Source organism: Streptomyces sp. NPDC059248, from assembly GCF_042753905.1.
In the GTDB taxonomy this organism is placed as follows: Bacteria; Actinomycetota; Actinomycetes; order Streptomycetales; family Streptomycetaceae; genus Streptomyces.
In genome coordinates, this window is sequence record NZ_JBHYZV010000003.1 from 66,717 (window position 1) to 91,701 (window position 24,985).

A 24,985-nucleotide genomic window follows, 5' to 3' on the forward strand; every position below is an offset into this window, starting at 1 on the left:
GCATCGCTCTAACCACTGCCGCAGTTGTTGCCGCGCTGGGAGCGGTGGTCGGTTGTGGGGCTGAAACGGCTGGAAAGGAGAGCTCGGAGCCGGGGAGTACCGGAGTGACGTCCGAGGCGTCGGCGACGGGCTCCGGGCAGGGGAGTCTGTTGTTGCGCGATGACGACGCGACCGCCGTGACCGCCGAGGAGATGGTGGTCAAGGTGTTGGACAACGACGCCGTGACGCTCGCCGACGGGACCGGGAAGACGCTGGTAGAGGCGAACGGCGAGGGGAATGTCGAGGTCGCCGTGGAGAGCGGGCCCGGGAGTGGGCAGGCGAGTGTGAAGGACGGGGCGATCGTGTATACGTCGAACCCGGAGTACGAAGGGCAGGACGTGATCAACTACCGGGTCACGTTCAAGGGGGGCAAGGAGCCGGTCTCGGCAAGTGCGGTGCTGCGGATCACGGTGTCGCCCTCCGAGTAGAGGTGTGACCCCGTTCCCGGTAGCCGTCCTTACGGGGGAGAAGGTGGCGGCCACCGGGAACGGGGCGTCCGCGGCGGCCGGGGGGACAGGCCGGTCGCCACGGGTTCGGGGGCGGGTGGCCGGTTCGGAGGCGGTGGCCCCGGATCCGTACCCGCGTTCGGGTGTGCTGCTGGGAGAACGGCCCCGGGCGGGCAACGGTTCGATCCCCGGGAGAAGAATTCCGCCCGGGGATCCCTTACGGATGCGGGTCAGCCGCCGACCGCGTGTGCCACCGTGTAGATCAGCAGGCCGGCCAGCGCGCCCACGACCGTGCCGTTGATCCGGATGAACTGAAGGTCCCGGCCGATGTTCGCCTCGATCTTGCGCGAGGTGTGTTCGGCGTCCCAGCTCGCCACCGTGTCGGAGATCAGCGATGTGATCTCCCCGCGGTACGTCGTCACGACGTAGACCGCCGCGTCCTCGACCCAACCGTCGAGCTTGCCCTGCAGCCGCTCGTCCGTGGCCAGTCGCGCGCCCAGGCTCAGCAGCGACGACCGGGCCCGCAGGCGCAGCTCGCTCCGGTCGTCCTCCGAGGCGGAGATGATCATCGCGCGGACCGAGGACCAGGCGGACGCGATCACGTCCTGGACCTCGGTACGGGCCAGCAGGTCCGACTTCATCCGCTCCACCCGCGTCCGGGTGTCCGTGTCCGACTGGAGGTCGGCGGCGAAGTCGGTCAGGAAGCGGTCGATCGCGCCGCGCGCCGGGTGGCCCGGCATGTCCCGCATCTCGGTGACGAAGCGCAGCAGCTCGCGGTAGACCCGGTCGCCGATCTTCCGGTCCACGAAGCGCGGCGTCCAGCCGGGGGCGCCGCCCTCGACCGCGTCCATCACCGAGTCGGCGTGTTCGACGAGCCAGTCGTGGGCGCGGGCGCAGATCAGGTCGACGGCCCGGTGGTGGGCGCCGTCGCTGACCACCTTCTCCAGGGTCTTGCCGACTCCGGGGGCGATCTCCACGGCGTTCGCCCTGCGGGTGATGGCCTCGCCGACCACGGCCTGGACGTCGGAGTCCCGCAGAACCGTCAGCGCCCCGCGCAGGGCCGTGGACAGCTCCGCCGTGACCCGGTCGGCGTGTTCGGGTTCGGCCAGCCAGGCGCCCAGCCTGCGGCCGATGCCGAGGGCCCGCAGCCTGCCCCGTACAACGTCTTCGGAGAGGAAGTTCTCGCCGACGAAGGAGCCCAGGGATGCCCCGAGCTGGTCCTTCTTGTTCGGGATGATCGCCGTATGCGGGATCGGGAGGCCCAGGGGGTGCCGGAACAGGGCGGTGACCGCGAACCAGTCGGCGAGCGCGCCGACCATGCCCGCCTCGGCCGCCGCGGCCACATAGCCCGCCCAGGGCCCGGCGCCCGCGTTCTTCGCCCAGGTCGCCAGGGCGAAGACCAGGGCGACGAAGACGAGCAGACCGGTGGCCATCGCCTTCATCCGGCGTACGCCCCGCTGCTTCTCGGCGTCCGCCTCCGTGTAGGTGAAGGACGGCAGTCCCGAGCGTGCCCGGCCGCCCGGTGCCCCGCCCGGCGTCTTCGGTGATTCTTCCGGGTGCTCCCGGTCCGTGCTGTTCATCCTGCTCCACCCGTCCGCGCGCACCCCGTACGCATTGTCCCTGTATCAGGGACTCCCGGGGCGCACCCGGAGTTCCCGTGGCATGCCGGGCGTATGCCCGGGGCAGGGGGGTCAGCCCAGCTGGCGGTAGTCGTCGCCCTTGTCGAGACGGCCCTGGCGGCGGGCCTCGTCGCGTTCGGCCTTCAGGCGGAGGCGGTCGGCCCTGGTGCGCTTGCGGCGGACTCCGACGCCGCCCATCAGGGCCAGGCCGAGGATCCGGACGCGCGGGGCGCCGGGGTCGGGGGCGCCCTCGTCGCCGCCGCCCTCCTCGCCGAAGCCGCCCATCAGGCCGAAGCCGTTGACCTCGACGTTCAGCTCGGGCGGCACGATGACATCGATCCCGCCCATGATCGCCCAGCAGCGGATGACGACGTCGCGCTCCTCGAAGTGGGCCTCGCGGAGGTCCAGCTCGCCGCCGCCCATCACGGCGAAGGCGTTGAACGCCCTGGGGACCGTCCAGCGGCCCTTGCGGCCGAAGCCGCCCCAGACCGCGACGGCCAGCTTGGAGGTGGCGACACCGCCGATGCGGTCGCTCCAGCGCTGCGGGACGGCGGTGGGCGCGGTGGCCGGGGCCGTGGCGGCGCCGCCCGCCACCGGCAGATCGCTGACGAGCGGTTCCAGTTCGCCGTGGGTACGGGCCTTGTAGGTCGCGTCGAGGCGTTCCTCGAACTCCTCCATGGTGAGCCGGCCCTCGGCCACCGCCTCGCGGAGCTGTTCGGCGATCCGTTCGCGTTCGGTGTCCGAGGCCCGCATCTCAGGGAGTTCACTCATACCGGAAAGGATAGTCAGCCGGACATCAGGCCCCCGGACGATCCGCGTACATCCTGGCGATCACGGCCTCGATGTCCGGTTCGCGGATCGACAGATCCACCACGGGGTACGCGGCGGCGACCTCGGCGACCAGGGGCGCGGCCGACCGTCCGGCGGGGAAGGCCAGCCACTGCCGGGGGCCGTCGACCTTCACCGTACGGGCGGATTCCGTCTCCAGCGGCGGCAGCTCGCGCTCCAGGTCGACGACGAGGATCCGCTCGCTCTCGCCGATCTCGTGGAGGCCGGTGAGCGGGCCGTCGTACATCAGCCGTCCGTGGTCGATGACCATCACCCGACGGCACAGTTGTTCGATATCGGTGAGGTCGTGGGTGGTGAGGAGGACCGTGACGGACCGTTCCGCGTTGAGTTCCCGGAGGAACTCCCGGACCTTGGCCTTGGAGACGACGTCGAGTCCGATCGTGGGTTCGTCGAGATAGAGCACCTCGGGGTCGTGCAGCAGGGCCGCCGCGATGTCGCCGCGCATCCGCTGGCCGAGGGAGAGCTGGCGGACCGGGACGTCCATCAGGTCGGCCAGGTCGAGCTGGTCGACGCAGCGGTCGAGGTTCTCCCGGTAGCGCCGGTCCGGGATGCGGTACATCCGATGGACGAGCCGGTACGAGTCCCTCAGCGGCAGGTCCCACCAGAGCGTCGTCCGCTGGCCGAAGACCACACCGATCCGGCGGGCCAGCCGGGCGCGCTCGCGGGACGGGTCGATCCCGGCGACCCTGACCCGGCCGCCGCTGGGGGTGAGGATGCCGGTGAGCATCTTGATGGTGGTGGACTTCCCGGCGCCGTTGGGGCCGATGTAGCCGACCATCTCGCCGCGCGGGACCCGGAAGGAGATCCCGTCCACGGCCCTCACCTGCTGTTTCTCCCGCCGCAGCAGTCCTGTTTTGCGGCGGACGTCGAAGACCTTCTCGACGTCGGTGAGTTCGATGACGGCTTCGGTGCCGTCCGTGTCGCCGGACCGGGGGGTCTCGGTGTCCGTCGGGGTCGTGGTCACGGTCAGCTCCCTGTGCTGCGGTAGGTACGGAGGCCCGCGCGCCACGCGAGGCCGGCCAGCGCGCAGCAGCCCGCGGCGACCAGCGGCGGGGCGAAGGCGAACCACTGCGGTACGTCGACCGGGTAGGGCCGCCCCAGGATGTAGAGGCCGGGGAGCCAGCTGACGAAGGCGAGGGGGACGACGAAGGTCACACCGCGGACCAGGTCCTGGGCGAAGACCGTGGGCGGGTACTGGACCATGGTGATCCCGCCGTACGTGAAGGAGTTCTGTACCTCGGCCGCGTCCTGCGCCCAGAACTGGAACGCCGCCCCGGCCACGAACAGCGCCCCGAAGATCGTGGCGCCGCTGACCACCGCCACCGGCAGCAGCAGCACCTTCAGCGGGGTCCACGCGATGTCGACCACGGCCAGCGCGTAGCCGAGGACGACCAGGCCCTGGGTGACGCGGCCCAGCCTGCGCAGGGCGAACCGGTCGGCGGCGAGCTGGGCGAGTACGGGCACGGGGCGGACGAGGAAGCTGTCGAGGGTGCCGTCGCGGACCCGCCGCCCGAGCCGGTCGGTGGAGCCGAGGAAAAGGTCGGTGAGGCCGAAGCCGGTGGAGGCGATCCCGTAGAGGAGGGCGATCTCGCCGAGGGTGTAACCGCCGAGGGTGTCGATATGGGAGAACATCAGCACGACGGCGACGAAGTCGAAGACGCTGAAGGCGAAGCTGGCGACGAGCGTCATCGCGAAGGAGGTGCGGTAGGCCAGCGTCGAACGGATCCACATGGCCGTGATCAGCCCGTACGCGCGCAGCCCGGCCAGCGGTCCCGCGGGGTCGTACGCCTTCTCGCCCGCCGGACCGGACCGGGGTGCGGGAACGGGCGCGGGAGCCGGATCAGGAGTCGCCGCGGGGACCGGCCCGGGAATCGGCGCGGGCCGTTCCGGAATGGGCGCGGGCCGTTCCGGAATCGTCGGCTCAGCCACCCTGGACCACCACCCGGCGCGTCGCCACCGTCTGGAGCGCCCGTCCCGCCGCCAGCAGGGCGACGGCCCAGCCCGCTTGGAAGGCGTACGCCTCGATCAGTCCGGTGCCGGTGCGGACGCCGAGCAGGACATCGGCCGGGACCTGGAGGAACGACGACCACGGGAGCGCCTGGGCGATATCGCCCAGGACGCCGGGGAAGACGTTCAGCGGGAGCAGCATCCCGGAGAAGAACATCCCCACCAGGGCGCTGATCTGGGTGACTCCGGCCCCGTCCAGCAGCCAGAACGCGGAGAGCGCGACCAGGAACCGGAAGGCGAAGCTCACGATCAGCCCCAGCGCCACCGACAGCAGGAACGCGATCCAGGTCAGCGCCGACGAGGGCAGGGCCAGTTCGAAGACGAGGGCGCCGATCGTCATCGGGACGACGCCGCGGCCCAGCAGATGGAAGCAGGCCCGGCCGAGGTCCGCGGCGAGCCAGAACGCCTGGAGGTCGGCGGGCCGGTAGAGGTCGATCGCGACGTCGCCGGTACGGATCCGTTCGATCAGCTCGGTCTCGAAGCCGCCGCCCATCATGGCGCAGGCCATCAGCAGCGCCTGCCCGAGCCAGACGTAGGTGAGGGCCTGTTCGACGTCGTAACCGCCGAGGTGGGGACGCTGGTCCCAGAGGGCGATATAGGTGTAGGCGATGATGAAGCCGAAGACGGTGTTGGTGAACACCCCGGCCAGAGTCGCCATCCGATAGGCCGCGAACCGCCGGAATCCGCCGACGGCCACGACTCCGTACAGCCGCACGTGCGTTTCCCTCCCCTGTCGCGTCTCGTTGTGCCCGGTGGCGTGCCGTCGCGGTTCCCCAGAACCGTGCTGTCGCGTCGTGCCGTTGTCTCCGGGCGCCCGGCGTTCCCGGACCGTGGGCGCCGCGGGAGGCCCGGGTGCCAAAACGCAGGAGCCTAGTACGCGGCCGGGTGCCGCGCGACCCGTTTTCCCCGGCCCTCACCCGTGCGGGTCCGGGGAACAGCAGACCGAAAAGTGCAGTATGTGCCTATGAGCGAGCAGCCACCGCGACCGGGGTGGAGCCCCCGGGACGCGACCGCGTCCGGGCCCGGGCGGGAACGGACGCCGGAGTGGGAACCAGGACCGGGGCCGGGAGGGCCGGGGGCGGGGCCCGAGGCAGGGCGCGGCCCGGGCCGGAAGCCGAGGCGCCGCCGGACCGGCTGGCGGCGGGCGATCCCGACCTGGCGGATGCTGCTGGCCGGGATCGTCGTCGTGGGCGCGCTGCTCGTCGCCGCCTTCGCCGCCGGATACGCCCTGGTGCACATCCCGTCCGCGAACGCGACGGCCGTCGCCCAGTCCAATGTCTATCTGTACGAGGACGGCGGCAGGCTCGCCGTCGACGGCGAGGTCAACCGGGAGAACGTCCCCCTGGCGCAGATTCCGCTGACGGTGCAGCGGGCGGTGCTCGCCGCCGAGGACCGCGATTTCTACGCCGAACGGGCGGTCGACCCCAAGGCGATGGTCCGCGCCGCCTGGAACACCCTGGCCGGCAAGGGCAAGCAGTCCGGCTCCACCATCACCCAGCAGTATGTGAAGAACTACTACCTCGGCCAGGAGCAGACCCTGTCGCGGAAGTGGAAGGAGTTCTTCATCGCGATCAAGCTGGGCCGGGAGCAGAGCAAGAGCCAGATCCTGGCGGGGTATCTCAACACCAGTTACTTCGGCCGGAACGCGTACGGGGCGCAGGCGGCGGCGCAGGCGTACTACGGGACGGACGTGTCGAAGCTGACCACCGCCGAGGGCGCCTATCTGGCGTCGCTGCTGAACGCGCCGAGCGCGTTCGACGTCACCACCCACCCGGAGAACCGGCCCGCGGCGCTGGCCCGCTGGAACTACACGCTCGACGGCATGGTGAAGACGGGCTGGCTGACCCCGGCCGAGCGGGCGTCGATGGTCTTCCCCACCCCGCTCAGCGCCCGTCCGGCGACGGGCCTTTCGGGGCAGCGGGGCTATGTCGTGCAGGCGGTGGAGGAGTATCTGACGTCCCGGGGGATCGTGGACGAGCAGACCCTCGCGGCGGGCGGCTACCGGATCACCACGACGCTGGAGCGGCCCAAGCAGGACGCCTTCGTGAAGGCCGTGACCGAGCAGGTGACGGCGAAGCTGGATCCGGAGCGGCGGTCGGCGGACCGCAACGTACGGGTGGGCGGCGCCTCGATCGACCCGGCGACGGGCCGGGTGGTGGCGCTGTACGGCGGGGTCGACTACACCCGGCAGTACGTCAACAACGCCACCCGGCGGGACTACCAGGTCGGCTCCACGTTCAAGCCGTTCGTGCTCACGGCCGCGGTCGAGCACGGCTCCCGCACCCAGGACGGCCGCCGGATCACCCCGGCGACGGTGTACGACGGCGACGACCGGCGCCCGGTGCGGGGCTGGAGCGGGGGCCGGTACGCCCCCGAGAACGAGGACGGGACCTCGTACGGCCCGATCACCGTGGCGACGGCCACGGACAAGTCGGTGAACGCGGTCTACGCCCAGCTCGCGGTGGACGTCGGCCCGGCGGAGGTGAAGCGGACCGCGATCGCCCTCGGCCTCCCGGCGAGCACCCCCGATCTGTCGGCGTCGCCGTCGATCGCGCTGGGTCCGGCGACGGCGAGCGTGCTGGACATGGCGGAGGCGTACGCGACCCTCGCCAACCACGGGCGCCGCGGCGGGTACACGCTGGTGGCGAGCGTCAGCAAGGACGGCGCGACCGTGGTGCTGCCGGAGCGGCGGGAGCGGCGGGTGGTGAGCCGGGAGGCCGCCGATACGACGACGGCGGTGCTTCAGGGCGTCGTGGAGGGCGGTACGGGTACGGCGGCGCAGACGGCGGGCCGTCCGGCGGCCGGGAAGACGGGCACGGCGGAGGAGGACAAGGCGGCCTGGTTCGCCGGGTACACACCCGATCTGGCGACGGTGGTGGCGGTGATGGGCCAGGACCCGGAGACGGGGGTGCAGAAGCCGCTGTACGGGGCGATGGGGCTGCCCCGGATCAACGGCGGCGGGGCGCCCGCGCGGGTCTGGGGCCAGTTCACCGGGGACGCCCTGGAGGAGACCGGGATCAGGGACTTCGAGCTGGTGGTGGAGGAGGGGACGTACGACGAGGGACCCGGGTCGACGGAGCGGGCGTCGCCGGACGGGGAGACGGGGGCGCCGACGAGCGCAGGTCCGTCGGACGAGGTGTCGACCGCGCCGCCGGGGGCGAGCCCGCCGCCGGTGGTCACCGTGCCGCCGCCGCCGGAGGAGGTCCCGCCGTCGCCGCCGCCGGGGATCGGGGACGTACCACCGGCCGGCGGCGGCCCCATCGGCCTGCCGGAGGGCCCGGGCGACGTGTTCCGGGACCAGGAGCCGGGACCGGGCCCAGGTGCCGGGGCCGGGGGCGTGGCTCCCCTGCCGACCGGCCGCGCCCCGCGCCGCCCGTACTGAACCGCCCGCGCCCCGCGCCGCCCGTACTGACCGGCCCGGGGGATGAGACGGACCGAGGCGCCGCGCCCCGGGGGAAGGGTGCGGCGCCTCGGCGATGAGGGGTGCGGCTCAGTGGCCGGAGGTGGCCTTCAGGCCGACGACCGCGACGAGCAGCAGGGAGACGAAGAAGATCCGGGCCGCGGTCACGGGCTCGTTCAGGGCGACCATGCCGACGATCGCGGCACCCGCGGCACCGATACCGACCCAGACGCCGTAGGCGGTACCGATCGGAAGGGTCTTCGCGGCCTGCGCCAGCAGGAACATACTGGCGACGATGCCCGCGCCGGTGAACACGCTGGGCCAGAGCTTGGTGAAGCCCTCGGTGAACTTCATTCCGATCGACCAGCCGACTTCCAGCACACCGGCGATGATCAGCAGAACCCATGCCATGACGGCACCTCCGAGACGTCCGAGCCCTTCACGGGCTTCTTTCCAGGGGTGCGTCGTCTTTGCGGCTGACCCGGTACGGCGCGTCTCGTCGGGATGCCCCAACCTTAGCAAAGCGGGGGCAAAGGCCCCGGTGACCTGGGTCACCAGGGCCGTTTTCAGCCATCGGGGATGGTTACCACGGCCGCGACGGGCGGCCCGGCGGCGGTCAGCGCCGTGCCGGGTCCGGTGTCCAGACCGTGCCGCGTGCCTCGTACTCCAGCATCGTCTCGATCCCGAGGGCCGCGTCCGCGCCCAGTTCCCGGCGGACCAGCCGGAGGGCGAGTTCGAGGCCGGAGGTGATGCCGCCGGCCGTCACCAGATCGCCGTCGTCGACGACCCTGGCGTTCTTGAGGATCCCGCCCTGCCGCTCCAGATCGGCCCGCGCCCGGTGGTGGGTGGTGCAGGGGCGGCCCCGGGTGAGCCCGGCGGCGGAGCAGAGCATGACACCGGTGCAGACGGCGCCGATGGTGAGCCCGGGGCGTATCGCGCGGGCCAGGGCCGCGGGCAGGGTGCCGCGGGCGATCTCGGCCCGTACACCGGGGCTGTCCGCGCGGCCGTAGCCGCCGCCGGGGACGACGAGGACATCGGCCTCGTCGGGCTCCCAGGGGCCGAGGCCCCGGATCCGGGTGCCGTAGGAGGCGGTGACACCGCCGGAACCGTCGGCCGTGACATAGCCGACCTCGACCGGGCGCGGGGTGAAGAACCGGGCCGCGGCGAAGACCTCGTACGGGGCGGCGAAATCCAGCTCCTCCACGCCGTCGAACATGACGACCTGGACGCGCAGCGGTCCCGTCCGGCGGTCGGACGGTTCACGGCTGCCCGCGGCGGCCGGGGCCGTTCCGGCGGCGGCGCCGAGGGCTCCGGCGGCACCGAGCGCGGTCGAGGTACGGAGGGCGTCCCGGCGGTTCATGGGCGGCATGCGGGTCTCCTGTTCGGCGGGGGTCGGTCTCCTTCAGGAGTCGGCCCCCGCGTACGGGGAGTTCCCGCCGGGCCCGCCGGAACCATCGATCCGCCGGCGCCGTGGATCCGCCGCGGCTACAGGTAGAGCCCGGTGCTGTCCTCGGAGCCCTGGAAGCGGTCGGCGGCGACGGCGTGGAGGTCGCGTTCGCGCATCAGGACGTACGCCACACCGCGCACCTCGACCTCGGCCCGGTCCTCGGGGTCGTAGAGCACCCGGTCACCGGGCTCCACGGTCCGGACGCTCTGGCCGACGGCGACCACCCCGGCCCACGACAGCCGGCGGCCCACCGCCGCCGTCGCGGGGATCACGATGCCGCCGCTGGAGCGCCGCTCGCCCTCCGGGATGTCGGTCCTCACCAGCACGCGGTCGTGCAGCATCCTGATGGGGAGTTTGTCGTGCTGGGTACTGGTGTCTCGGGTGGTGTCGGCGCTCACGCGTGCAACCTACCCGTACTCCCGCCGGCCGGCGCCCGCCGGGGCCCCGGGAGCCGTGGGAACACGCCGGATCAGCCCTTGCTCTTACGGGACGAGACGGCGAGCAGCCCGACCAGGCCGACGACGACCAGGGCGACCGGGACGACCCGCTCCAGACGGGCGGCGCCGTCCTCGGTGACGAACCGGGCGCGTACGTTGTCGACGGTGCGCTGCACCGCGTCCAGCGCCCGGCCCTTGGCCTGGTCCACCTGGGACGCGACCTGCGCCTTGGCGTCCCCGACGATGGTCTTGGGGTGTACCCGTACCCCGATCTCGTCGAGCGTCTCGGCCAGCCGGCCGCGCCGCCGCACGATGTCCGCCTCGATCTGCGCTGGGGTCCTCGCGTCCGACACCGCGCCGCCTCCGTGGTTGGTTCCGTGGCTCGTCGGGTTCCGGTACGGATTCCCGTACGGATCCGGCGATTCTTCCTCGACAGTCTGTCAGCTCTGCCGCCGTCGCACCCCACGGCACCCCCATTACGCTCGACGGCGTACACCACGCACACCTTCCGAGGAGAGCCCGAAGAGCATGAGCGACCGTCTCGAGACCGGCGACCTTGCCCCCGACTTCACCCTGCCCGACGCGGACGGCAACGAGGTGTCCCTCGCGGACCACCGGGGCCGTAAGGTCATCGTCTATTTCTACCCGGCGGCCCTGACGCCCGGCTGCACCAAGCAGGCCTGCGACTTCACCGACAACCTGGACGTCCTGGCCGGGGCCGGTTACGACGTGATCGGGGTGTCGCCGGACAAGCCGGAGAAGCTGGCCAGGTTCCGGGAGCAGGAGGACCTGAAGGTCACGCTGGTCGGCGACCCGGAGAAGGAGGTCCTGCGGGCGTACGGCGCGTTCGGGGAGAAGAAGCTGTACGGGAAGGTCGTCACCGGTGTCATCCGGTCCACGGTCGTCGTGGACGAGGAGGGCAAGGTCGAGCGGGCCCTCTACAACGTCCGGGCGACCGGCCATGTCGCCAAGATCATCAAGGATCTGGGGATCTGACCCGACCGGTGCCCCAGCCGGTTTTCGATACCCGCCGGGGCGCCGATCACCGGCCGATATCCGGCGGGGGCGGGGCACCGCAGCCAGTAGAGTGAGCGGCGACGGGGGCCCGTACCCCAGCTGGCTAGAGGGCGCCGGTTTAGGTCCGGTGTGTCGTGGGTTCGAGTCCCACCGGGCTCATGGTCGAACGCGAGGGCGCGGCTCCCGGAAGGGGGCCGCGCCCTGTCGCGTACGACGGCACGAGTGGCGGACTTCCGGGCGGTGTCAGCCGGCGAGTTCGCGGATCACGGGCACGAGGGCCCGGAACGCCTTGCCGCGGTGGCTGATCGCGTTCTTCTCGTCGGGCGTCAGCTCGGCGCAGGTCCGGTCCATGCCCTCGGGCTGGAGGATCGGGTCGTAGCCGAAGCCGTTGGTGCCCGCGGGTACATGCCGCAGGGTGCCGAGGAGACGGCCTTCGACGACGCGCTCGGTGCCGTCGGGCAGTGCGAGGGCCGCCGCGCAGAAGAAGTGGGCGCCGCGGTGCTCGGGGTCGATGTCGGAGAGCTGCGCCAGCAGCAGGTTCAGATTGGCGAGGTCGTCGCCGTGGGTGCCGGCCCAGCGGGCGGAGAAGATGCCGGGGGCGCCACCGAGGACGTCCACACAGAGACCGGAGTCGTCGGCGACGGCGGGCAGCCCGGTCGCCTGCGCCAGGGCGTGCGCCTTGAGCAGCGCGTTCTCGGCGAAGGTCACCCCGGTCTCCTTGACATCCGGAATCTCGGGGTAGGAGGCGCTGCCGACCAGCGTGTGCGGCAGTCCCGCGGCGACGAGGATGGCCTTCAGCTCGGTGATCTTCCCGGCGTTACGGGTGGCGAGAACGATGCGGTTCATGCCCCGATTATCGACCCGCCGTCACTCCGCCCCGGGGGCGGGTCACAGGCTCCCACCCCGGAGGGTCACGGCGTGCAGACCTTGCGGATCTCCTTGCTGGCGTCCTTCAGCGGACCGATGTCGACCGTGTTCTCGTTGCTCTCGATCGCCTTGCGGATGTTGTCGAGCCCCTTGTCGAGATCCTTGACGGCCTTGTCCAGATCGGCGTTGTCCGACTTGTCGTTGAGGCTCTTCAGCTCCTTCTCGATCTCCTCCAGCGACTTCCGCGCCTCCGTCGGGTTCTCGGCGGCGTTGGAAATGGCGCTCTGGAGGTTGTCGAGACTGCTGGTGATGGCCTCGGCGGTGTCGAGGCAGTCGAGGGCGGTGTCGACGGCGTCGCACCCGGTGATGACGGGCACGGTGAGCGCGGCTGCGGCGAGCGTGACGGCGATACGGCGGCGCGCGGGCATGGCGGAGTCCTCCCCCCGGAGAAACCGGGGTCGGTCCCCGGCCTGGCCGGGCGCACGGTGGTGACCGTGCGCCCGTACTCCCGAAGACGCCGGTCCTGGCGTCGGGGGTTGCTCGCCGTGCCGTAACGCGTACGGTCGGGCGTCACCCCGTGCGGCCGGGCGCGCCTCCGTAGGTCAGGCTTCCGGCCCGTAGGTCAGGTGTCGGGCCCGTACGTCAGGCGTCGGGCCCGGCCTCTTCCAGGGCGGCGCGCTGGAGCGCGGCCAAGTCGGCGCAGCCGCCGGCGGCCAGGTCGAGGAGGGCGTTCAGTTCCTTGCGGTCGAAGGGCTCGGCCTCCGCGGTGCCCTGGACCTCGACGAAGCGGCCGTCGCCGGTGCAGACGACGTTCATGTCGGTGTCGGCGCGGACGTCCTCCTCGTAGCGCAGGTCGAGGAGGGGGACGCCGTCGACGATGCCGACGGAGACGGCGCCGACGGTGCCGGTCAGCGGCTGCCGTCCGGCGCGGATCAGCTTGCGGCCGCGGGCCCAGGTGACGGCGTCGGCGAGGGCGACGTACGCGCCGGTGATCGCGGCGGTCCTGGTGCCGCCGTCGGCCTGGAGGACGTCGCAGTCGAGGACGACGGTGTTCTCGCCGAGGGCCTTGGTGTCGACGACGGCCCGCAGGGAGCGGCCGATCAGCCGGCTGATCTCATGGGTGCGTCCGCCGATCCGGCCGCGGACGGACTCCCGGTCGCCCCGGGTGTTGGTGGCGCGCGGCAGCATCGAGTACTCCGCGGTCACCCACCCCTCGCCGCTGCCCTTGCGCCAGCGGGGCACGCCCTCGGTGAAGGAGGCGGTGCAGAGGACCCTGGTGTCGCCGAAGGAGACGAGGACGGAGCCCTCGGCGTGCTTGCTCCACCCGCGTTCGATGGTGACGGGACGGAGCTGTTCGGCGGTGCGGCCGTCGATGCGAGACATGGCCCGAGCCTATCGGCAGATCGACACTGGTCCGTCCGGTGTATTTCTCCTGGTACGGGTCCGGGGCCGGGGCCGCTCGGGGCCGGTACCCCGCGTCCGGGCCCGGGTGCCGCACCCCAGGCCCGGGTGCCGCCTCCGGGGACGTACCCCCTGAACACACGTACGGGCCCGCTCCGGTGGGTCGGAGTGGGCCCGGGCGCGGGGTGACCGGGAAGGTCACATCATGTCCTCGATCTCCGCGGCGATCGGGTCGGCGTCCGTGCCGATGACGACCTGGATCGCGGTACCCATCTTGACGACACCATGGGCCCCGGCGGCCTTGAGACCGGCCTCGTCGACCTTGGCCGGGTCGATGACCTCGGTCCGGAGACGGGTGATGCAGCCCTCGACCTCTTCGATGTTGTCGACTCCGCCGAGCGCGGCGACGATCTTCTCAGCCTTCGTGGCCATGTCTTCTCCCTGATGTTCCCCGGCGCCCTCGACGGGTCGCTCGGCGCTGCGACGGCCCGCGATCGGCCGCTTGGTCAAGGTAACGCACGGTTGGCCCAACTTCACGGGCGAGTAACCGGTTCGTACCCAATGATGACGTTCACGGTCGCGCGAATGTACCGCGACTGGTCTACACCAGTCTGCGCGACCTGCCAAACCAGGCCCGTTCGACCCCGGGAGGAAGTGCCGATGGCGTCCGAGAGTGTGGCGGCCCGGGGCCGGTCCCCCTGGAGCGGGTTCTTCCAGGGGCTCCAGAAGATGGGGCGCAGCCTCCAGCTGCCCATCGCCGTCCTGCCCGCCGCGGGCATCATCAACCGGCTCGGCCAGCCGGACGTCTTCGGTGCCGAGGGTCTGGGCTGGAACGACGTCGCCAAGGTGATGGCGGGGGCGGGCGGGGCGCTGCTCGATCCCGAGCTGGGGCTGCCGCTGCTGTTCTGTGTGGGTGTCGCCATCGGGATGGCGAAGAAGTCGGACGGCTCGACGGCGCTCGCCGCCGTCGCGGGCTTCCTGGTCTACCGGGGCGTGCTGCGGCAGTTCCCGATCGAGTGCACCCCCGGGTCGAAGGCGGCGGGCGGCGGCTGCGCCCACACCGACGGGACGTTCACCCCCTTCCTGTATCAGAATCCGGGGGTGTTCGGCGGGATCGTGATGGGTCTGCTGGCCGCGTACTTCTGGCAGCGGTTCCACCGCACCAAGCTGGTGGACTGGCTGGGCTTCTTCAACGGCCGGCGGCTGGTGCCGATCATCATGGCGTTCGTGGCGATCGCCTTCGCCGCGCTCTGCCTGTGGATCTGGCCGCCGATCGGTACCGGTCTGGAGCACTTCAGCGACTGGCTGGTCGGCCTCGGGGCCTGGGGTTCCGGGATCTTCGGTGTCGCCAACCGGGCGCTGCTCGTGATCGGTCTGCATCAGTTCCTCAATGTGCCGATCTGGTTCCAGCTCGGCAGCTACACCAAGCCCGACGGCACGACGGTGCACGGCGATATCTCGATGTTCCTGGCGGGCGACCCGGCCGCGGGCCAGTTCACCAGCGGATTCTTCCCGATCATGATGTTCGCGCTCCCCGCGGCCGCGCTGGCGATCACCCATACCGCCTTCCCGCACCGCCGCAAGGAGGTCGGCGGGCTGATGCTCTCGGTGGCGCTGACGTCGCTGGTCACCGGGATCACCGAGCCGATCGAGTACTCGTTCCTCTTCGTGGCGCCGGCGCTGTACGCGATCCACGCCGTACTGACCGGCGTTTCGATGGCGGTGACCTGGGCGCTCGGGGTCCACGACGGGTTCAGCTTCTCGGCCGGACTGATCGACTACGTGATCAACTGGAGCCTGGCGACCAAGCCGTGGCTGATCATCCCGATCGGGCTCTGTTTCGCGGTGGTGTACTACGTGATCTTCCGGTTCGCCATCACCTTCTTCAAGCTGCCGACGCCGGGGCGTGAGCCGGAGGACGTGGGCGAGCAGCAGGAGAAGGACAACGTCAAGTAACGAACACCGAACGGTGGGCGCCGCGTTCGCGGCGCCCGGAGCAGGCCCCGGCCCCCGCCGTGTGCGGGGGCCGGGGCTTTTCCGGTTTCGCGGGTGAACTCGGCCTCTTGCCCGAATTGTTACCTATGCTCCATGCCACAGAATTTCAAAGGTTTCTTATCTATCCCCGACACGTTCGGCCGTGCTACAACAGGTCTAAACCACTCAGTGGTGTAGACCAGCGGAGCGTTCCTCCTGGTCGGTCCCACTGGGCTGGGTTTCGTACCCCCGATTCCCTCAAGGCGACGCCATCCCCCTGCCCGTCCCCCTGGGCGCCGCCTTGCCCACTGGAGGATGCTCATGTCCACGGCGAGTGACGCCCCCGCGCCCCAGAAGAAGAAGGGCGCGGGCGCGATGGCTGTTATGCAGCGCATCGGCCGCAGCCTGATGCTGCCGGTCGCGGTCCTGCCCGCGGCCGCGCTTCTGGTCCGCTTCGGCCAGACCGACATGCTGGGACGCGATTCGTTCCCGGATCTGATACAGAAGATCGCCGGGTATATGTCGGCGGGCGGCAACGCGCTGCTCGACAACATGCCGCTGCTCTTCGCCGTCGGTATCGCGATCGGCTTCGCGAAGAAGTCGGACGGCTCGACCGCCCTCGCGGCCGTCACCGGCTATCTCGTCTTCAAGAACGTGCTGGCCCAGTTCACCGACAAGAACCTGCCCGAGGTCGCCAAGGTCGTCGACGGCAAGATCGTCCATGAAGCGGCGCCGGTGGATGCCAAGGTCCTCGGCGGTGTGGTGATGGGCCTCGTGGTCGCCCTGCTCTACCAGCGGTTCTACCGGACCAAGCTGCCCGACTGGGCCGGCTTCTTCGGCGGCCGCCGCCTGGTGCCGATCCTCTCCGCCTTCGCGGGTCTGCTCATCGCGATCGTCATCGGTCTGATCTGGCCGGTCCTCGGTACCGTGCTGCACAACTTCGGTGAGTGGCTGGTCGGCTCCGGCGCGGCGGGCGCGGGCATCTTCGGTGTCGCCAACCGGGCCCTGATCCCCATCGGCATGCACCACCTGCTGAACTCCTTCCCGTGGCTGCAGGCCGGTGAGTACGAGGGCAAGAGCGGCGACATCGCCCGCTTCCTGGCCGGCGACCCCGAGGCGGGTCAGTTCATGACCGGGTTCTTCCCGATCATGATGTTCGCGCTTCCCGCGGCCTGTCTCGCGATCGTCCACTGCGCCCGCCCGGAGCGGCGCAAGGTGGTCGGCGGCATGATGTTCTCCCTCGCGCTGACGTCCTTCGTCACGGGCGTCACGGAGCCCATCGAGTTCACCTTCATGTTCATCGCCCCGGTGCTGTACGCGGTCCACGCGGTGCTCACCGGTGTCTCGATGGCCCTGACCTGGGCACTCGGGATGCGGGACGGCTTCGGCTTCTCGGCGGGCGCGATCGACTTCCTGCTGAACCTGGGCATCGCGTCCAACCCATGGGGCCTGGCCCTGGTCGGGGTGGGCTTCGGAGCGGTCTACTACGTGGTCTTCCGGTTCGCGATCACCAAGTTCAACCTGCCGACGCCGGGCCGCGAGTCCGACGACGAGCTGGCGGAGCTCCAGAAGGCGGAGTCGAAGTAACCCCTCCCCTTGGTACGTGTACGGCCCCGGGCACCCTTGAGTGCCCGGGGCCGTACGCGTTCTCCGCCCGTATCTCCGCTTGTCAAACGGTGTACGAGACCCCGGCCGCGGCCAGCTCGACCGGCCCGGGGAACATCTCCCGGGCGTCGGCGAGATTGCGGCCCGCGTCGGTCCACGGCGGGATGTGGGTCAGCAGCAGCCGCCCGGCCTGCGCCCGGTGCGCCAGCTCACCGGCCTCCCGGCCGTTGAGGTGGAGGCCCGGGATGTCCTCTTTGCCGTGGGTGAAGGACGCCTCGCAGAGGAAGAGGTCCGCCCCGGCCGCCAGCTCGTACAGCGGCTCGCAGACCCCGGTGTCACCGGAGTACGCCAGCGCACGGCCGCCGTGCTCCACCCGGATCCCGTACGCCTCCACGGGATGCGCGACCCGCTCGGTACGGACGGCGAACGGCCCGATGTCGAAGCTGCCGGACTTCAGGGTGTGGAAGTCGAAGACCTCGCCCATCGCGGACGGCGACGGGGTGTCCGCGTACGCCGTGGTCAGCCGGTGCTCCGTGCCCTCGGGGCCGTAGACCGGGATCGCCGGGCAGCGCCCGCCGTCATGGCGGTAGTAGCGCGCGACGAAGTATCCGCACATGTCGATGCAGTGGTCGGCGTGGAGATGGCTGAGGAAGATCGCGTCGAGGTCGTAGAGACCGATATGGCGCTGCAACTCGCCGAGGGCGCCATTGCCCATGTCGAGAAGCAGCCGGAAGCCGTCGGCCTCGACGAGGTAGCTCGAGCAGGCCGATTCCGCGGACGGGAACGACCCCGAGCAGCCGACGACGGTGAGCTTCATGGAGCTGGGACCTCCGTGGACGGGGAGGGTGAGGGGTGCTGTCTGAGTGCCCCCTGTGCCCGGAGGCGCGGGGGATGGACCGGGTCGTGCGGTCCGTCGAGCGTAAAGCGCAAAAGGGGTGCCCGCTCCTCCTGCGCCGGGCGTTGTGGGGGAACTCACCTGGGGTGTCACCGATTCGGACGGCACAAGGGCGCGCGTACGGGGCGCGCGGAGCGTGCGATGCCCGGGGAGCGTCGGTACGGTCGATTCCGTGAACACGTCGTGGTGGCCCTACCTGGCCGGAGCGGTCGTCCTGCTCGCCCTGATCGTCGCCCTGGTCGACGCCCCCGGCCGAGGGGGCCGCCGTCCCCCGGAGCGCCGCCCGCCGTCCCGCCCCCCGGTCCTGCGGGGCCACCGCCCCCGGGCGGGCGACATCTGGTGGGCGGACGTCCCCTACGAGGACGGCCCCGGCTCCAAGGACCGCCCCTGCCTCGTCCTCCGGGTCTCCCCGAGAACGGCCCGCGTCGCCAAGATCACCAGCCGCCCCGACGCCCGGGACCGCGCGGGCGTGATCCCCCTCCCCCCGGGCACGGTCGGCGACGCCCGGGGCCGCGCGAGCTATCTGGAGACGGACGAACTCCGCGACGTCCCCCTGCGCTCCTTCCGCCGCAAGGCGGGCACGCTCCCGCCGGAGCTGTGGACACGGGTCCGGCACCTGGCGGGGTGACGGCTCCGCGTGACGTTGTATTCGATCACCCGGGCAGATCAGGCGGCGCTGCGAGCCGCCCGGACGATCAGTGTGCCGAGGTTCTTCGGATCGGGCGCCTCGAACACCTTCGCGTGGACCTCCCCGAAGCCCGCGTCGCGGAGGATCTCCTCCCACATCCGGGGCGTGTAAGCCCAGCGCAGGACCGGGGAGATCTCGCCCCGGAAGCCATTGCCGTACATTCCCTGGGCGCCGTAACACCCCTCCACGGGCGGCGCGCACGAGAACACGAGGACGCCCCGCTCGGCGAGACGCGCGCATACGGCGGGGGCCCACTCGCGGGGATCCGCGAACCACAGGGCGCCCCAGACCGAGTAGACGGCGTCGAACCGCCCGGCGTCGCCACCGGTGAGAAACCCGAGGGCGTCGGCCCGGACGAAGCGCGTCCCCGGTTGGTGCCCCCATCGCTCGGTGGCGTACTCGATCTGCCGGGGCGAGAGGTCGACTCCGACGCCTTCGATGCCTTTACGGGTCAGATGCGCGAGCGCGTCACCGGTGCCGCACCCGAGTTCGAGCACCTTCTCCGGCTGCCCCAACAACTCCTCACCGGGCCCGTGCCCGGGGTACTGGGTCCAGTCGAAGCCGTTCCGCAACGACTCCTCGACAGTGATCGGATTCTCGGCGTACCGGTCCCAGTAGCTCTCCACACTCATGCGCGGCACGCTACTCATACGACGGTCTCGATCACCGTCTCTTGTCGTTGTTCATCCGTTCGCGGACCTGCCGCAGGGGCCACCGTTCGCGAGAGCGGTGGCCCCTTCTCGCCCTAGGGCCTGTCTGACAATTCCCGTCGGACCAGCGAGCGTCCGTCGAGCTGGCAGCCCGGATATGCGCCGACATCTGGCGGGTATTGCCGGGCAGGACCTACGAGCGGCGGGCCAGCAGGTGGGCGTCGAGGAAACCCCGTTCAGAGGCCGGATCGTGGAGCAGCCGGGCGAAGGGATCGAGACCGGCATCGGCCAGCAGTTCAGCGAGGCTATCTGCCGGCCAGCTGTAGGCGGGCGCCACTTTGTGGTTGAAGCGAACCGGTTCTTGTCCGTCGGTCCCGAAGAAGGAGACCAGGAGCAGGCCATCCGGCGCCAGGACGCGTACCTGTTCGGAGAGTAGCTCCGGCAGCTCCCCCGGAGGGGTGTGGATCATCGAGTAGTGGGCCAGCACGCCGCCGAGCGCGCCGTCCTCGATCGGCAGGGATTCCATCCGCGCCTCTTGGAAGCGCAGCGCCGGATGGGCCTGCCGGGCGTGGTCGACCATGCCGGGGGCAAGGTCGAGTCCGAAGGCGTCCAGGCCCAGTTCGTGCAGCATGGCTGTCAGATGTCCGGGCCCGCACCCGACGTCCGCTGCCCGCGGGTTGCCCGTCGCGCGCACCAGTTCGGCGAAGGTGCCGATCATGGCCCGGGAGAAAGGTTGTGTCTCCAGCCGGTTTGCGAACAGCGATGCGTACAGCTCGACGACACCGTCGTAGGCCGTCCTGGTGTCGTCCTGATGATTTGCCACGGGCAGGACTCTATCTAAGGGCTGTCCCGCATAAGGACGTGAGCTGGGGGTTTGCCTGACGGTACGGTCAACACGTGGAGCCGAAGATGGTGAGCGAGTGCCCGTTGCACGGGGTCGGTGTGCGTCCTGACTACCTGGTCGGACGCCGTCTTGAGCGAGTAGTCGCCTCGTGGCACCTCTATGACTCAGAGGCTCCGTCCGGCCCACTGGACGTGTGGCTGATCGACAACAAAGCGGTTGCCACGCGCATCACGACCGGTTCGGACTGGTGCCTGATCGTGGAGGCAGCGGACCCCTTCGCGGGATACGACATGGCGGAGTCAGGCCGCGTCGAGGTGGCGCCGATCAGCGGTGAAACCCCGTTCGCGGATCACCTTGGCGAGACGGTGCTGTTAGTCAGCGAAGAAAGCGTCCCGGACAACGGGCGGATCGCGCTGGAGATCACCTTCGACTCCGGTCGTGTCCGGTGTGAGACCTGGTCCGGCGACCTTCGCCTGTCCAGCAAGTGATCAACACACCAGCCACTGCGAGAACCGTGTGAGGCTCCCGCAGTGGCTGGTGTGATCACGGCGTCGCAGCCGTCCTGGATAGCCCCGTTCACCGGGTTGAGCCCCCGCTCCTTCGGCACGTTGGTGGCACAGCTGCGGCACGAGGGGGCTGACGCGGTTCGCAGAGGCCGGCCATGGAGCCTGCCGCTGGAGGATCGGGTGCTGCTGGTCACGGCCTACTGGCGCACCAACTTGACGTTGCGGCAGCTATCAAACTGTGGCCGACACCTGGCGAGCTTCACAACACCGACCGGGACTGCTCCGGGCAGGGGTTCTGTACTGGTGTCGCGCGGTTACCGGCCTTCGCGGGGCAGGGCCGCCACGAACTCCGCGAGGGTGGTCGCTTCGGGTGGTGCCTGGTCGCGGAGGTGGTGTCGGTAGTGGTCCGCGACCAGGCGGCGCAGCCCGGCCTCGTCCGGCTCGGCACCGGTCAGCCCGAGGCGGACGCGGTGAGGCTCACCCGTCATGCGCAGGGGCCGGGCCAGCGCGTCGAATCCGCGGGTGTATTCGTCGGGCATCTCCCACCATGCTTCGGCGAGCGCCTGGTCCCGGAGGACGTACATGTAGTGGTCGTCGTCGAAGAGGATGACGGGCCCGATCGGTGAAGTCACCCGGGCAGTATCGCCGCTTCAGACGGGTGGGGTGCCGGGTGGGGACTTCGGTGTCGGCTTGGGTGGGTGGGGGCCTGGGTCCGGGGGGAGTTGGGGTCGGGGTTTTCCGTGTTTGCCCATGTCGAGTGCGCGGTGGGTGAGGCGGTAGATGCCGAGGGGTGGGAAGAGGCTGGTGCGGGGTGGGGTGTGGTCGTGGGCGCAGGGGGTGCAGAGGAGGTCGCGGGTGGTGGGGGTGATCCGTGCGATGGTCACCGGTGCGCGCCAGCACGCTTCGCACGTGGTGACGTCGGTGATCGAGCGGGGAAAGACCTGGGTGAGGATCACGCCGGAACTCCTTGCCTGGTGAGGGCGTCGAGGATGTGCTCGGGGCAGGTGTGCTGTCCGGGGTGGACCTCGACCGGGGCCGTCGTGTCCCGTCCGCAGACGGTGCACTCGGCGGTGGAGGGCTGTGGGGGCTTGGCGAGGAGCCCGTCGCGGGTCACCGGATCCACGTCCACGCCGGACCCGGCCGGGCGGCGCGTACGGCGACGGGCTGTTCGAACCGGAGCCCGTTACGCGCGATGATCAGCCGCCGCGCACCCGGCGGTGCGGCGGTTCCGGTGGTGGTGGCGGTGGCCCGCTGGCGCAGGATCTCGCGGGCTTCGTCCTGGGAGGGGCTGGTCCAGGGGCGGGTCCACGGGTCGACCGGGGGCGGGGGCTGGATGACGACGATGACGGTGGGTCGGCGGCGCGGCTTCAGCCAAGTCCGTAACCGGGCGACGAGGTCGGCGATAAAGTCGTTCATACGACGAATCAGCTCCTGTAGGGCTGGTGGGTCGAGCCCCGACGGATCCGTTAACGGCGGTTCCTCGGGGCGTCTTGGTTTCAGGTGTGGGTGGTCCCGGCCCCGCGCCGGGGGTGGTTTACGGGGCCGGGACCGGTCACCCGTGCACGGGGCGTGGGCCACCGCACACGGGAGCCTTCAGGCCCGCCCGGTCCGGCGGGGAATCCTGCGCGGCTGCGGGCACTCGGGGTGCGCGTACAACGACGGCCGCGCCCCGGACGCCGAGAACCCGAGCATCAACAGGTTCTCCTCGGCCCGTTCCACCAGCCGCCCGCAGTACACGCAGTACTCGGGGGCGATCCCGGGTTGGGGTGAGGGGTTAGTGGTCACCGTGGACCGCCTCTTCCCTATGTGTGCCAGTCGGCTTGCTGCCGTGGGCCACGTTGACCGCGTTCATCCGGTCAGCCATGTGCCCTCCTTGTGTATGGGGCCGTTCCGCCTTGTTCTGGGCGGTCGGGTTCCAGTCGGTACGGGAGGGCGGTTCGACAAGCTCTGCCATCAAGCTGCTGGCTGTCGACCCGCTCGTATAGATGTATCTGTGCCGACTCGATTACGGAGGGGCACGGAGGGGGGCATCATGGCCCGCATGCCGATCGGACAGCTCATCCGTGACTTACGCGGTGCAAGAGGCTGGACTCAGGCCCAGCTAGCCGACCAACTCGCCGTTTCCGCAGAAGAACCTCATGGTGCACCCGGACGGGACGCGGTAAAGCGCTGGGAAGGCGGGAAGGTGATTCCCGGAGACTTCTGGCTTCAACACCTGGCCAAGGTCTTCGATGTCTCTTTCGATTCGCTGAAGGGCGAAGCTACCCTCGACCGCGTGAATCGACGATCTTTCATGAGCCTTTCAGCACTCGTTGCGGCACACGGACAACTCGCGTCACAACTGGTGACGAGCATCGCCGGTCGGGACGCCACACCCCTGGCAACGATCCAGACCACGCACGGCACGGACATCGTCATCGCGTCCATGGTGGACAAGGCGTCGGTATCGCACCTCACACGGTGGATGCAGGACGCGGCAACGTCCGTGTTACGCGTCAACGCCGCTGGAGTCGTAGCCAAGTTGCCGGGTCAGGACCATGCGACCAAGGTCGCGCAGGTCCTCACCCATGACGACGAAGTGCGCCACCTCTACATGACGGCGGTGACGTCCCGCGTATGCGCCGTCGACTGGACGACAGCCGGTCGCATCGTGACCAATCCGGACGCCTACGCGCCAAGGGCACACTTCCTCGCGTCGCGATTCGCACAGGAGTCCACGAATGCCCGGGACGCTGGCGCGCGTTGGTGCTCATCCGTCATGCTGCGGGAACTGTCACCCATGATCGGATGGAACTGACTTGCTGGTCTTCGAAATCAAGAACGACGAACTCATGCAATCCGTGAACCGGCAAGCGGCCAAAGCGGGGATCACCGACGCCGCGATCGTGTCCCTCATCGGAGCCGTGGACCGGTTCACGATCTCCACCATGCCCGAGGGCGACGCCCTCAAGGACGACATCACCTCCTACGACCTGCCCGCCGAAATGACCGGCACCGGGGAGATCCGCAACGGATTCGCCCACGTCCATGCCGTCATGGGAGTCGAAGGCGACCGGGGCATCGCCGGACACCTCCACGAGGCCGACATCGGAACCCACTTCGCACGCGTCTACGTCATCCCCTGTCCCTGACCGCACAGGAGCGGGAGAGGACCAGTCGCTGACCGAAGCCACCAGAGCCCAGGAGCGGCTTCGGGACCAGCCCCTGCGGCCGTACGGCATGGAGGCCCAGATCCACCTCAGCCGCGCCGCCGCCCTGGCGGGCTCCGGGCACCCCGAAGGGGTCATGGACGCGCTCACGCCCGTACTCGTGCTGCCGGTCGAGCACCGGCTGACCACGATCACCCGACGCGTGGACGAACTCGCACTCCACTTGTCCGGGCACCGTTCGGGGGCAGGTTCGGTGTCCCTTGCCGTACGGCAGGCGTTGGAGGAGTGGTGCGCGGACTCGGTGCGCCGACGGAGGGCGATCTCCACGGGAGACGCCCCGGGCCGAAGGGACCTGGAGCGATGACGACGGCAGCACCCGAGCGGATGCGTGACCACTGGTGGTGGCGGCCCGGCTGGACCGAAGGACGCCGCTTCTACACCTGGCACCTCACCTTCGACGGACAGCCGGACGTCCACCGGTTCGCCGCCGCCTACCGCGCACTGCTCACCCCCGTCGGAGGACTCGACCCCGTCCCCGACCCATGGCTGCACCTGACCATGCAGGGCATCGGCTTCGTCGGAGACGTACCCGAAGACGACGTACACGACATCGCCGCAGCGGCACACGGACGACTGGCCTCCGTACCCGCCTTCGACCTCACCCTCGGCACCCCCGTCGTCGACCCCGAGGCCATCCTCGTCCCCGCACGGCCCGCCACACCCGTCCACACCGTCCGCGACGCCATCAGATCCGCCATCGCCGAAATCCGGGACGTACCCGAAAACGCCGACGGATTCACCCCCCACCTCTCCCTCGCCTACAGCAACACCACAGGCCCCACCACACCCTTCGAGAACGCACTCACCCACACCCACATCCCCGAAGCACAAGCCCACATCACCCACGCCGAACTCATCGTCATCCACCGCGACAACCGAATGTACGAATGGGAGACACACACCCGCGTACCCCTCGGTCAGCACGCGGCGCGCGAAGGGACGAGCAACTGACCGAGGCGGAGCCGAAGGCGCTGGCCGCACTGGGACCCCTGCGCTCTCCACGACCTGCTCGTCCCGCGACTCGCGCGCCGCGTCGAACAGGCCGTCACCGCCGGACGAGACGGGCGGCCCGCTACCTGGAACGC

Annotated in this window: 32 protein-coding genes, 1 tRNA gene, 1 pseudogene and 1 riboswitch; of the genes and pseudogenes, 13 read left to right on the forward strand and 21 right to left on the reverse strand. The window is 70.4% G+C overall.

Going from position 1 to position 24,985, the window contains the following annotated elements:
• Window positions 1–104: 104 nt before the first annotated feature.
• The gene (locus ACFXG1_RS02115) at window positions 105–467 is read left to right on the forward strand and encodes an Ig-like domain-containing protein (protein WP_384707506.1); all 363 of its coding nucleotides are present in this window, start codon (window positions 105–107) and stop codon (window positions 465–467) included.
• 248 nt (window positions 468–715) lie between these two features.
• Here the strand turns inward: ACFXG1_RS02115 and ACFXG1_RS02120 are convergent, their stop codons facing one another.
• The 5 genes from ACFXG1_RS02120 to ACFXG1_RS02140 all read right to left on the reverse strand — a co-directional run bounded on the left by ACFXG1_RS02120 (window position 716) and on the right by ACFXG1_RS02140 (window position 5,675).
• Complete coding sequence (locus tag ACFXG1_RS02120; protein ID WP_384740338.1) at window positions 716–2,065, reverse strand: DUF445 domain-containing protein; 1,350 nt, start codon at window positions 2,063–2,065, stop codon at window positions 716–718.
• A 111-nt stretch (window positions 2,066–2,176) separates the two neighbouring features.
• Window positions 2,177–2,875 (reverse strand): DUF1707 domain-containing protein, encoded by a 699-nt coding sequence (locus tag ACFXG1_RS02125; protein WP_384707511.1) that lies wholly within the window; start codon window positions 2,873–2,875, stop codon window positions 2,177–2,179.
• A 25-nt stretch (window positions 2,876–2,900) separates the two neighbouring features.
• The gene (locus ACFXG1_RS02130; protein WP_384707538.1) at window positions 2,901–3,851 is read right to left on the reverse strand and encodes an ATP-binding cassette domain-containing protein; all 951 of its coding nucleotides are present in this window, start codon (window positions 3,849–3,851) and stop codon (window positions 2,901–2,903) included.
• Between the two features lie 68 nt (window positions 3,852–3,919).
• Window positions 3,920–4,720 carry an ABC transporter permease gene (locus ACFXG1_RS02135; protein WP_384707541.1) on the reverse strand — a complete coding sequence of 267 codons (801 nt, stop codon included), beginning with the start codon at window positions 4,718–4,720 and terminating at the stop codon, window positions 3,920–3,922.
• A gap of 154 nt (window positions 4,721–4,874) precedes the next feature.
• Entirely contained in the window at window positions 4,875–5,675 is an 801-nt protein-coding gene (locus ACFXG1_RS02140) for an ABC transporter permease (RefSeq protein WP_384707514.1), read from the reverse strand.
• Between the two features lie 249 nt (window positions 5,676–5,924).
• Between ACFXG1_RS02140 and ACFXG1_RS02145 the strand changes: the two genes are divergently transcribed.
• Window positions 5,925–8,342 carry a transglycosylase domain-containing protein gene (locus ACFXG1_RS02145; RefSeq protein ID WP_384740341.1) on the forward strand — a complete coding sequence of 806 codons (2,418 nt, stop codon included), beginning with the start codon at window positions 5,925–5,927 and terminating at the stop codon, window positions 8,340–8,342.
• 108 nt (window positions 8,343–8,450) lie between these two features.
• Here ACFXG1_RS02145 and ACFXG1_RS02150 read toward each other — a convergent pair whose 3' ends face one another.
• The 4 genes from ACFXG1_RS02150 to ACFXG1_RS02165 form a co-directional block, all read right to left on the reverse strand.
• Entirely contained in the window at window positions 8,451–8,771 is a 321-nt protein-coding gene (locus tag ACFXG1_RS02150; RefSeq protein ID WP_384302635.1) for a DMT family transporter, read from the reverse strand.
• Window positions 8,772–8,818: 47 nt separating this feature from the next.
• Window positions 8,819–8,896, reverse strand: a riboswitch (guanidine-III (ykkC-III) riboswitch).
• Window positions 8,897–8,976: 80 nt separating this feature from the next.
• A complete protein-coding gene (locus tag ACFXG1_RS02155) occupies window positions 8,977–9,720 on the reverse strand; it encodes a DJ-1/PfpI family protein (RefSeq protein ID WP_384707544.1) in 744 nt (247 codons plus the stop codon).
• Between the two features lie 125 nt (window positions 9,721–9,845).
• The gene (locus tag ACFXG1_RS02160) at window positions 9,846–10,148 is read right to left on the reverse strand and encodes a GroES family chaperonin (RefSeq protein ID WP_384707547.1); all 303 of its coding nucleotides are present in this window, start codon (window positions 10,146–10,148) and stop codon (window positions 9,846–9,848) included.
• Between the two features lie 128 nt (window positions 10,149–10,276).
• A complete protein-coding gene (locus tag ACFXG1_RS02165) occupies window positions 10,277–10,597 on the reverse strand; it encodes a DUF3618 domain-containing protein (RefSeq protein ID WP_384707521.1) in 321 nt (106 codons plus the stop codon).
• A gap of 175 nt (window positions 10,598–10,772) precedes the next feature.
• On the opposite strand from ACFXG1_RS02165, the gene bcp reads away from it, so the two are divergent.
• Window positions 10,773–11,240 (forward strand): thioredoxin-dependent thiol peroxidase, encoded by a 468-nt coding sequence (bcp, locus tag ACFXG1_RS02170; protein ID WP_384707524.1) that lies wholly within the window; start codon window positions 10,773–10,775, stop codon window positions 11,238–11,240.
• Between the two features lie 105 nt (window positions 11,241–11,345).
• Window positions 11,346–11,420, forward strand: a tRNA-Leu gene (locus ACFXG1_RS02175).
• 84 nt (window positions 11,421–11,504) lie between these two features.
• On the opposite strand, the gene rdgB is transcribed toward ACFXG1_RS02175, so the two are convergent.
• From rdgB to ACFXG1_RS02195, 4 genes are all read right to left on the reverse strand, one after another.
• Complete coding sequence (rdgB, locus tag ACFXG1_RS02180; protein ID WP_384707527.1) at window positions 11,505–12,107, reverse strand: RdgB/HAM1 family non-canonical purine NTP pyrophosphatase; 603 nt, start codon at window positions 12,105–12,107, stop codon at window positions 11,505–11,507.
• 65 nt (window positions 12,108–12,172) lie between these two features.
• Window positions 12,173–12,556, reverse strand: coding sequence for a hypothetical protein (locus ACFXG1_RS02185; RefSeq protein ID WP_384707530.1), 384 nt, complete (start codon window positions 12,554–12,556; stop codon window positions 12,173–12,175).
• Window positions 12,557–12,770: 214 nt separating this feature from the next.
• A complete protein-coding gene (gene rph / locus ACFXG1_RS02190) occupies window positions 12,771–13,511 on the reverse strand; it encodes a ribonuclease PH (RefSeq protein WP_384740346.1) in 741 nt (246 codons plus the stop codon).
• Between the two features lie 216 nt (window positions 13,512–13,727).
• The gene (locus ACFXG1_RS02195; RefSeq protein WP_384716241.1) at window positions 13,728–14,066 is read right to left on the reverse strand and encodes a glucose PTS transporter subunit EIIB; all 339 of its coding nucleotides are present in this window, start codon (window positions 14,064–14,066) and stop codon (window positions 13,728–13,730) included.
• 123 nt (window positions 14,067–14,189) lie between these two features.
• Here ACFXG1_RS02195 and ACFXG1_RS02200 point away from each other — a divergent pair, with 123 nt between their 5' ends.
• Together ACFXG1_RS02200 and ACFXG1_RS02205 are read left to right on the forward strand one after the other, a co-directional pair.
• Window positions 14,190–15,485 (forward strand): PTS transporter subunit EIIC, encoded by a 1,296-nt coding sequence (locus ACFXG1_RS02200; RefSeq protein WP_384716238.1) that lies wholly within the window; start codon window positions 14,190–14,192, stop codon window positions 15,483–15,485.
• 339 nt (window positions 15,486–15,824) lie between these two features.
• Window positions 15,825–17,090 (forward strand): PTS transporter subunit EIIC, encoded by a 1,266-nt coding sequence (locus ACFXG1_RS02205; protein ID WP_384716235.1) that lies wholly within the window; start codon window positions 15,825–15,827, stop codon window positions 17,088–17,090.
• Between the two features lie 82 nt (window positions 17,091–17,172).
• Here ACFXG1_RS02205 and ACFXG1_RS02210 read toward each other — a convergent pair whose 3' ends face one another.
• A complete protein-coding gene (locus ACFXG1_RS02210; protein ID WP_384716232.1) occupies window positions 17,173–17,925 on the reverse strand; it encodes an MBL fold metallo-hydrolase in 753 nt (250 codons plus the stop codon).
• A 250-nt stretch (window positions 17,926–18,175) separates the two neighbouring features.
• Here ACFXG1_RS02210 and ACFXG1_RS02215 point away from each other — a divergent pair, with 250 nt between their 5' ends.
• Window positions 18,176–18,631 (forward strand): type II toxin-antitoxin system PemK/MazF family toxin, encoded by a 456-nt coding sequence (locus ACFXG1_RS02215; RefSeq protein ID WP_384716229.1) that lies wholly within the window; start codon window positions 18,176–18,178, stop codon window positions 18,629–18,631.
• Between the two features lie 38 nt (window positions 18,632–18,669).
• On the opposite strand, the gene ACFXG1_RS02220 is transcribed toward ACFXG1_RS02215, so the two are convergent.
• Together ACFXG1_RS02220 and ACFXG1_RS02225 are read right to left on the reverse strand one after the other, a co-directional pair.
• The gene (locus ACFXG1_RS02220; RefSeq protein WP_384716226.1) at window positions 18,670–19,323 is read right to left on the reverse strand and encodes a class I SAM-dependent methyltransferase; all 654 of its coding nucleotides are present in this window, start codon (window positions 19,321–19,323) and stop codon (window positions 18,670–18,672) included.
• A 211-nt stretch (window positions 19,324–19,534) separates the two neighbouring features.
• On the reverse strand, window positions 19,535–20,164 hold the full coding sequence (locus ACFXG1_RS02225; RefSeq protein WP_098893289.1) for a class I SAM-dependent methyltransferase: 630 nt from the start codon (window positions 20,162–20,164) through the stop codon (window positions 19,535–19,537).
• A 74-nt stretch (window positions 20,165–20,238) separates the two neighbouring features.
• Between ACFXG1_RS02225 and ACFXG1_RS02230 the strand changes: the two genes are divergently transcribed.
• Both ACFXG1_RS02230 and ACFXG1_RS02235 read left to right on the forward strand, forming a co-directional pair.
• Complete coding sequence (locus tag ACFXG1_RS02230; RefSeq protein ID WP_384716223.1) at window positions 20,239–20,673, forward strand: hypothetical protein; 435 nt, start codon at window positions 20,239–20,241, stop codon at window positions 20,671–20,673.
• Window positions 20,674–20,715: 42 nt separating this feature from the next.
• Window positions 20,716–20,925 (forward strand): annotated as a pseudogene (locus ACFXG1_RS02235) (IS5/IS1182 family transposase); the annotation flags it as partial.
• Window positions 20,926–21,005: 80 nt separating this feature from the next.
• On the opposite strand, the gene ACFXG1_RS02240 reads toward ACFXG1_RS02235, so the two are convergent.
• The 5 genes from ACFXG1_RS02240 to ACFXG1_RS02260 all read right to left on the reverse strand — a co-directional run bounded on the left by ACFXG1_RS02240 (window position 21,006) and on the right by ACFXG1_RS02260 (window position 22,476).
• Window positions 21,006–21,323: a hypothetical protein gene (locus ACFXG1_RS02240; protein ID WP_384740354.1), complete on the reverse strand. Its 318-nt coding sequence runs from the start codon at window positions 21,321–21,323 to the stop codon at window positions 21,006–21,008.
• 18 nt (window positions 21,324–21,341) lie between these two features.
• Window positions 21,342–21,644 carry a hypothetical protein gene (locus tag ACFXG1_RS02245; protein WP_384724438.1) on the reverse strand — a complete coding sequence of 101 codons (303 nt, stop codon included), beginning with the start codon at window positions 21,642–21,644 and terminating at the stop codon, window positions 21,342–21,344.
• Window positions 21,644–21,805: a hypothetical protein gene (locus tag ACFXG1_RS02250; protein ID WP_384724434.1), complete on the reverse strand. Its 162-nt coding sequence runs from the start codon at window positions 21,803–21,805 to the stop codon at window positions 21,644–21,646. The genes ACFXG1_RS02245 and ACFXG1_RS02250 overlap by 1 nt, the downstream gene beginning before the upstream one ends.
• Complete coding sequence (locus ACFXG1_RS02255) at window positions 21,802–22,107, reverse strand: hypothetical protein (RefSeq protein WP_384724432.1); 306 nt, start codon at window positions 22,105–22,107, stop codon at window positions 21,802–21,804. The genes ACFXG1_RS02250 and ACFXG1_RS02255 overlap by 4 nt, the downstream gene beginning before the upstream one ends.
• A 177-nt stretch (window positions 22,108–22,284) precedes the next feature.
• On the reverse strand, window positions 22,285–22,476 hold the full coding sequence (locus ACFXG1_RS02260) for a hypothetical protein (RefSeq protein WP_384715449.1): 192 nt from the start codon (window positions 22,474–22,476) through the stop codon (window positions 22,285–22,287).
• Window positions 22,477–22,732: 256 nt separating this feature from the next.
• Between ACFXG1_RS02260 and ACFXG1_RS02265 the strand changes: the two genes are divergently transcribed.
• From ACFXG1_RS02265 to ACFXG1_RS02280, 4 genes are all read left to right on the forward strand, one after another.
• On the forward strand, window positions 22,733–23,488 hold the full coding sequence (locus ACFXG1_RS02265) for a helix-turn-helix domain-containing protein (RefSeq protein ID WP_384715446.1): 756 nt from the start codon (window positions 22,733–22,735) through the stop codon (window positions 23,486–23,488).
• Window position 23,489: 1 nt separating this feature from the next.
• The gene (locus tag ACFXG1_RS02270) at window positions 23,490–23,822 is read left to right on the forward strand and encodes a PCC domain-containing protein (RefSeq protein WP_384715443.1); all 333 of its coding nucleotides are present in this window, start codon (window positions 23,490–23,492) and stop codon (window positions 23,820–23,822) included.
• Window positions 23,823–23,910: 88 nt separating this feature from the next.
• Window positions 23,911–24,204 carry a hypothetical protein gene (locus tag ACFXG1_RS02275; protein ID WP_384715440.1) on the forward strand — a complete coding sequence of 98 codons (294 nt, stop codon included), beginning with the start codon at window positions 23,911–23,913 and terminating at the stop codon, window positions 24,202–24,204.
• Between the two features lie 20 nt (window positions 24,205–24,224).
• Entirely contained in the window at window positions 24,225–24,851 is a 627-nt protein-coding gene (locus tag ACFXG1_RS02280; RefSeq protein WP_384715455.1) for a 2'-5' RNA ligase family protein, read from the forward strand.
• The last annotated feature ends 134 nt before the right edge of the window (window positions 24,852–24,985 follow it).

Bases quoted from the DNA above. Each gene is read 5' to 3' on its own strand.
- ACFXG1_RS02120 (WP_384740338.1), bottom strand. From the start codon at position 2,065: ATGAACAGCACGGACCGGGAGCACCCGGAAGAATCACCGAAGACGCCG.
- ACFXG1_RS02125 (WP_384707511.1), bottom strand. From the start codon at position 2,875: ATGAGTGAACTCCCTGAGATGCGGGCCTCGGACACCGAACGCGAACGG.
- ACFXG1_RS02145 (WP_384740341.1), top strand. From the start codon at position 5,925: ATGAGCGAGCAGCCACCGCGACCGGGGTGGAGCCCCCGGGACGCGACC.
- ACFXG1_RS02150 (WP_384302635.1), bottom strand. From the start codon at position 8,771: ATGGCATGGGTTCTGCTGATCATCGCCGGTGTGCTGGAAGTCGGCTGG.
- ACFXG1_RS02155 (WP_384707544.1), bottom strand. From the start codon at position 9,720: ATGAACCGCCGGGACGCCCTCCGTACCTCGACCGCGCTCGGTGCCGCC.
- ACFXG1_RS02160 (WP_384707547.1), bottom strand. From the start codon at position 10,148: ATGCTGCACGACCGCGTGCTGGTGAGGACCGACATCCCGGAGGGCGAG.
- bcp (WP_384707524.1), top strand. From the start codon at position 10,773: ATGAGCGACCGTCTCGAGACCGGCGACCTTGCCCCCGACTTCACCCTG.
- rdgB (WP_384707527.1), bottom strand. From the start codon at position 12,107: ATGAACCGCATCGTTCTCGCCACCCGTAACGCCGGGAAGATCACCGAG.
- ACFXG1_RS02185 (WP_384707530.1), bottom strand. From the start codon at position 12,556: ATGCCCGCGCGCCGCCGTATCGCCGTCACGCTCGCCGCAGCCGCGCTC.
- rph (WP_384740346.1), bottom strand. From the start codon at position 13,511: ATGTCTCGCATCGACGGCCGCACCGCCGAACAGCTCCGTCCCGTCACC.
- ACFXG1_RS02200 (WP_384716238.1), top strand. From the start codon at position 14,190: ATGGCGTCCGAGAGTGTGGCGGCCCGGGGCCGGTCCCCCTGGAGCGGG.
- ACFXG1_RS02205 (WP_384716235.1), top strand. From the start codon at position 15,825: ATGTCCACGGCGAGTGACGCCCCCGCGCCCCAGAAGAAGAAGGGCGCG.
- ACFXG1_RS02210 (WP_384716232.1), bottom strand. From the start codon at position 17,925: ATGAAGCTCACCGTCGTCGGCTGCTCGGGGTCGTTCCCGTCCGCGGAA.
- ACFXG1_RS02220 (WP_384716226.1), bottom strand. From the start codon at position 19,323: ATGAGTGTGGAGAGCTACTGGGACCGGTACGCCGAGAATCCGATCACT.
- ACFXG1_RS02255 (WP_384724432.1), bottom strand. From the start codon at position 22,107: ATGAACGACTTTATCGCCGACCTCGTCGCCCGGTTACGGACTTGGCTG.
- ACFXG1_RS02265 (WP_384715446.1), top strand. From the start codon at position 22,733: ATGCCGATCGGACAGCTCATCCGTGACTTACGCGGTGCAAGAGGCTGG.
- ACFXG1_RS02275 (WP_384715440.1), top strand. From the start codon at position 23,911: ATGGAGGCCCAGATCCACCTCAGCCGCGCCGCCGCCCTGGCGGGCTCC.
- ACFXG1_RS02280 (WP_384715455.1), top strand. From the start codon at position 24,225: ATGCGTGACCACTGGTGGTGGCGGCCCGGCTGGACCGAAGGACGCCGC.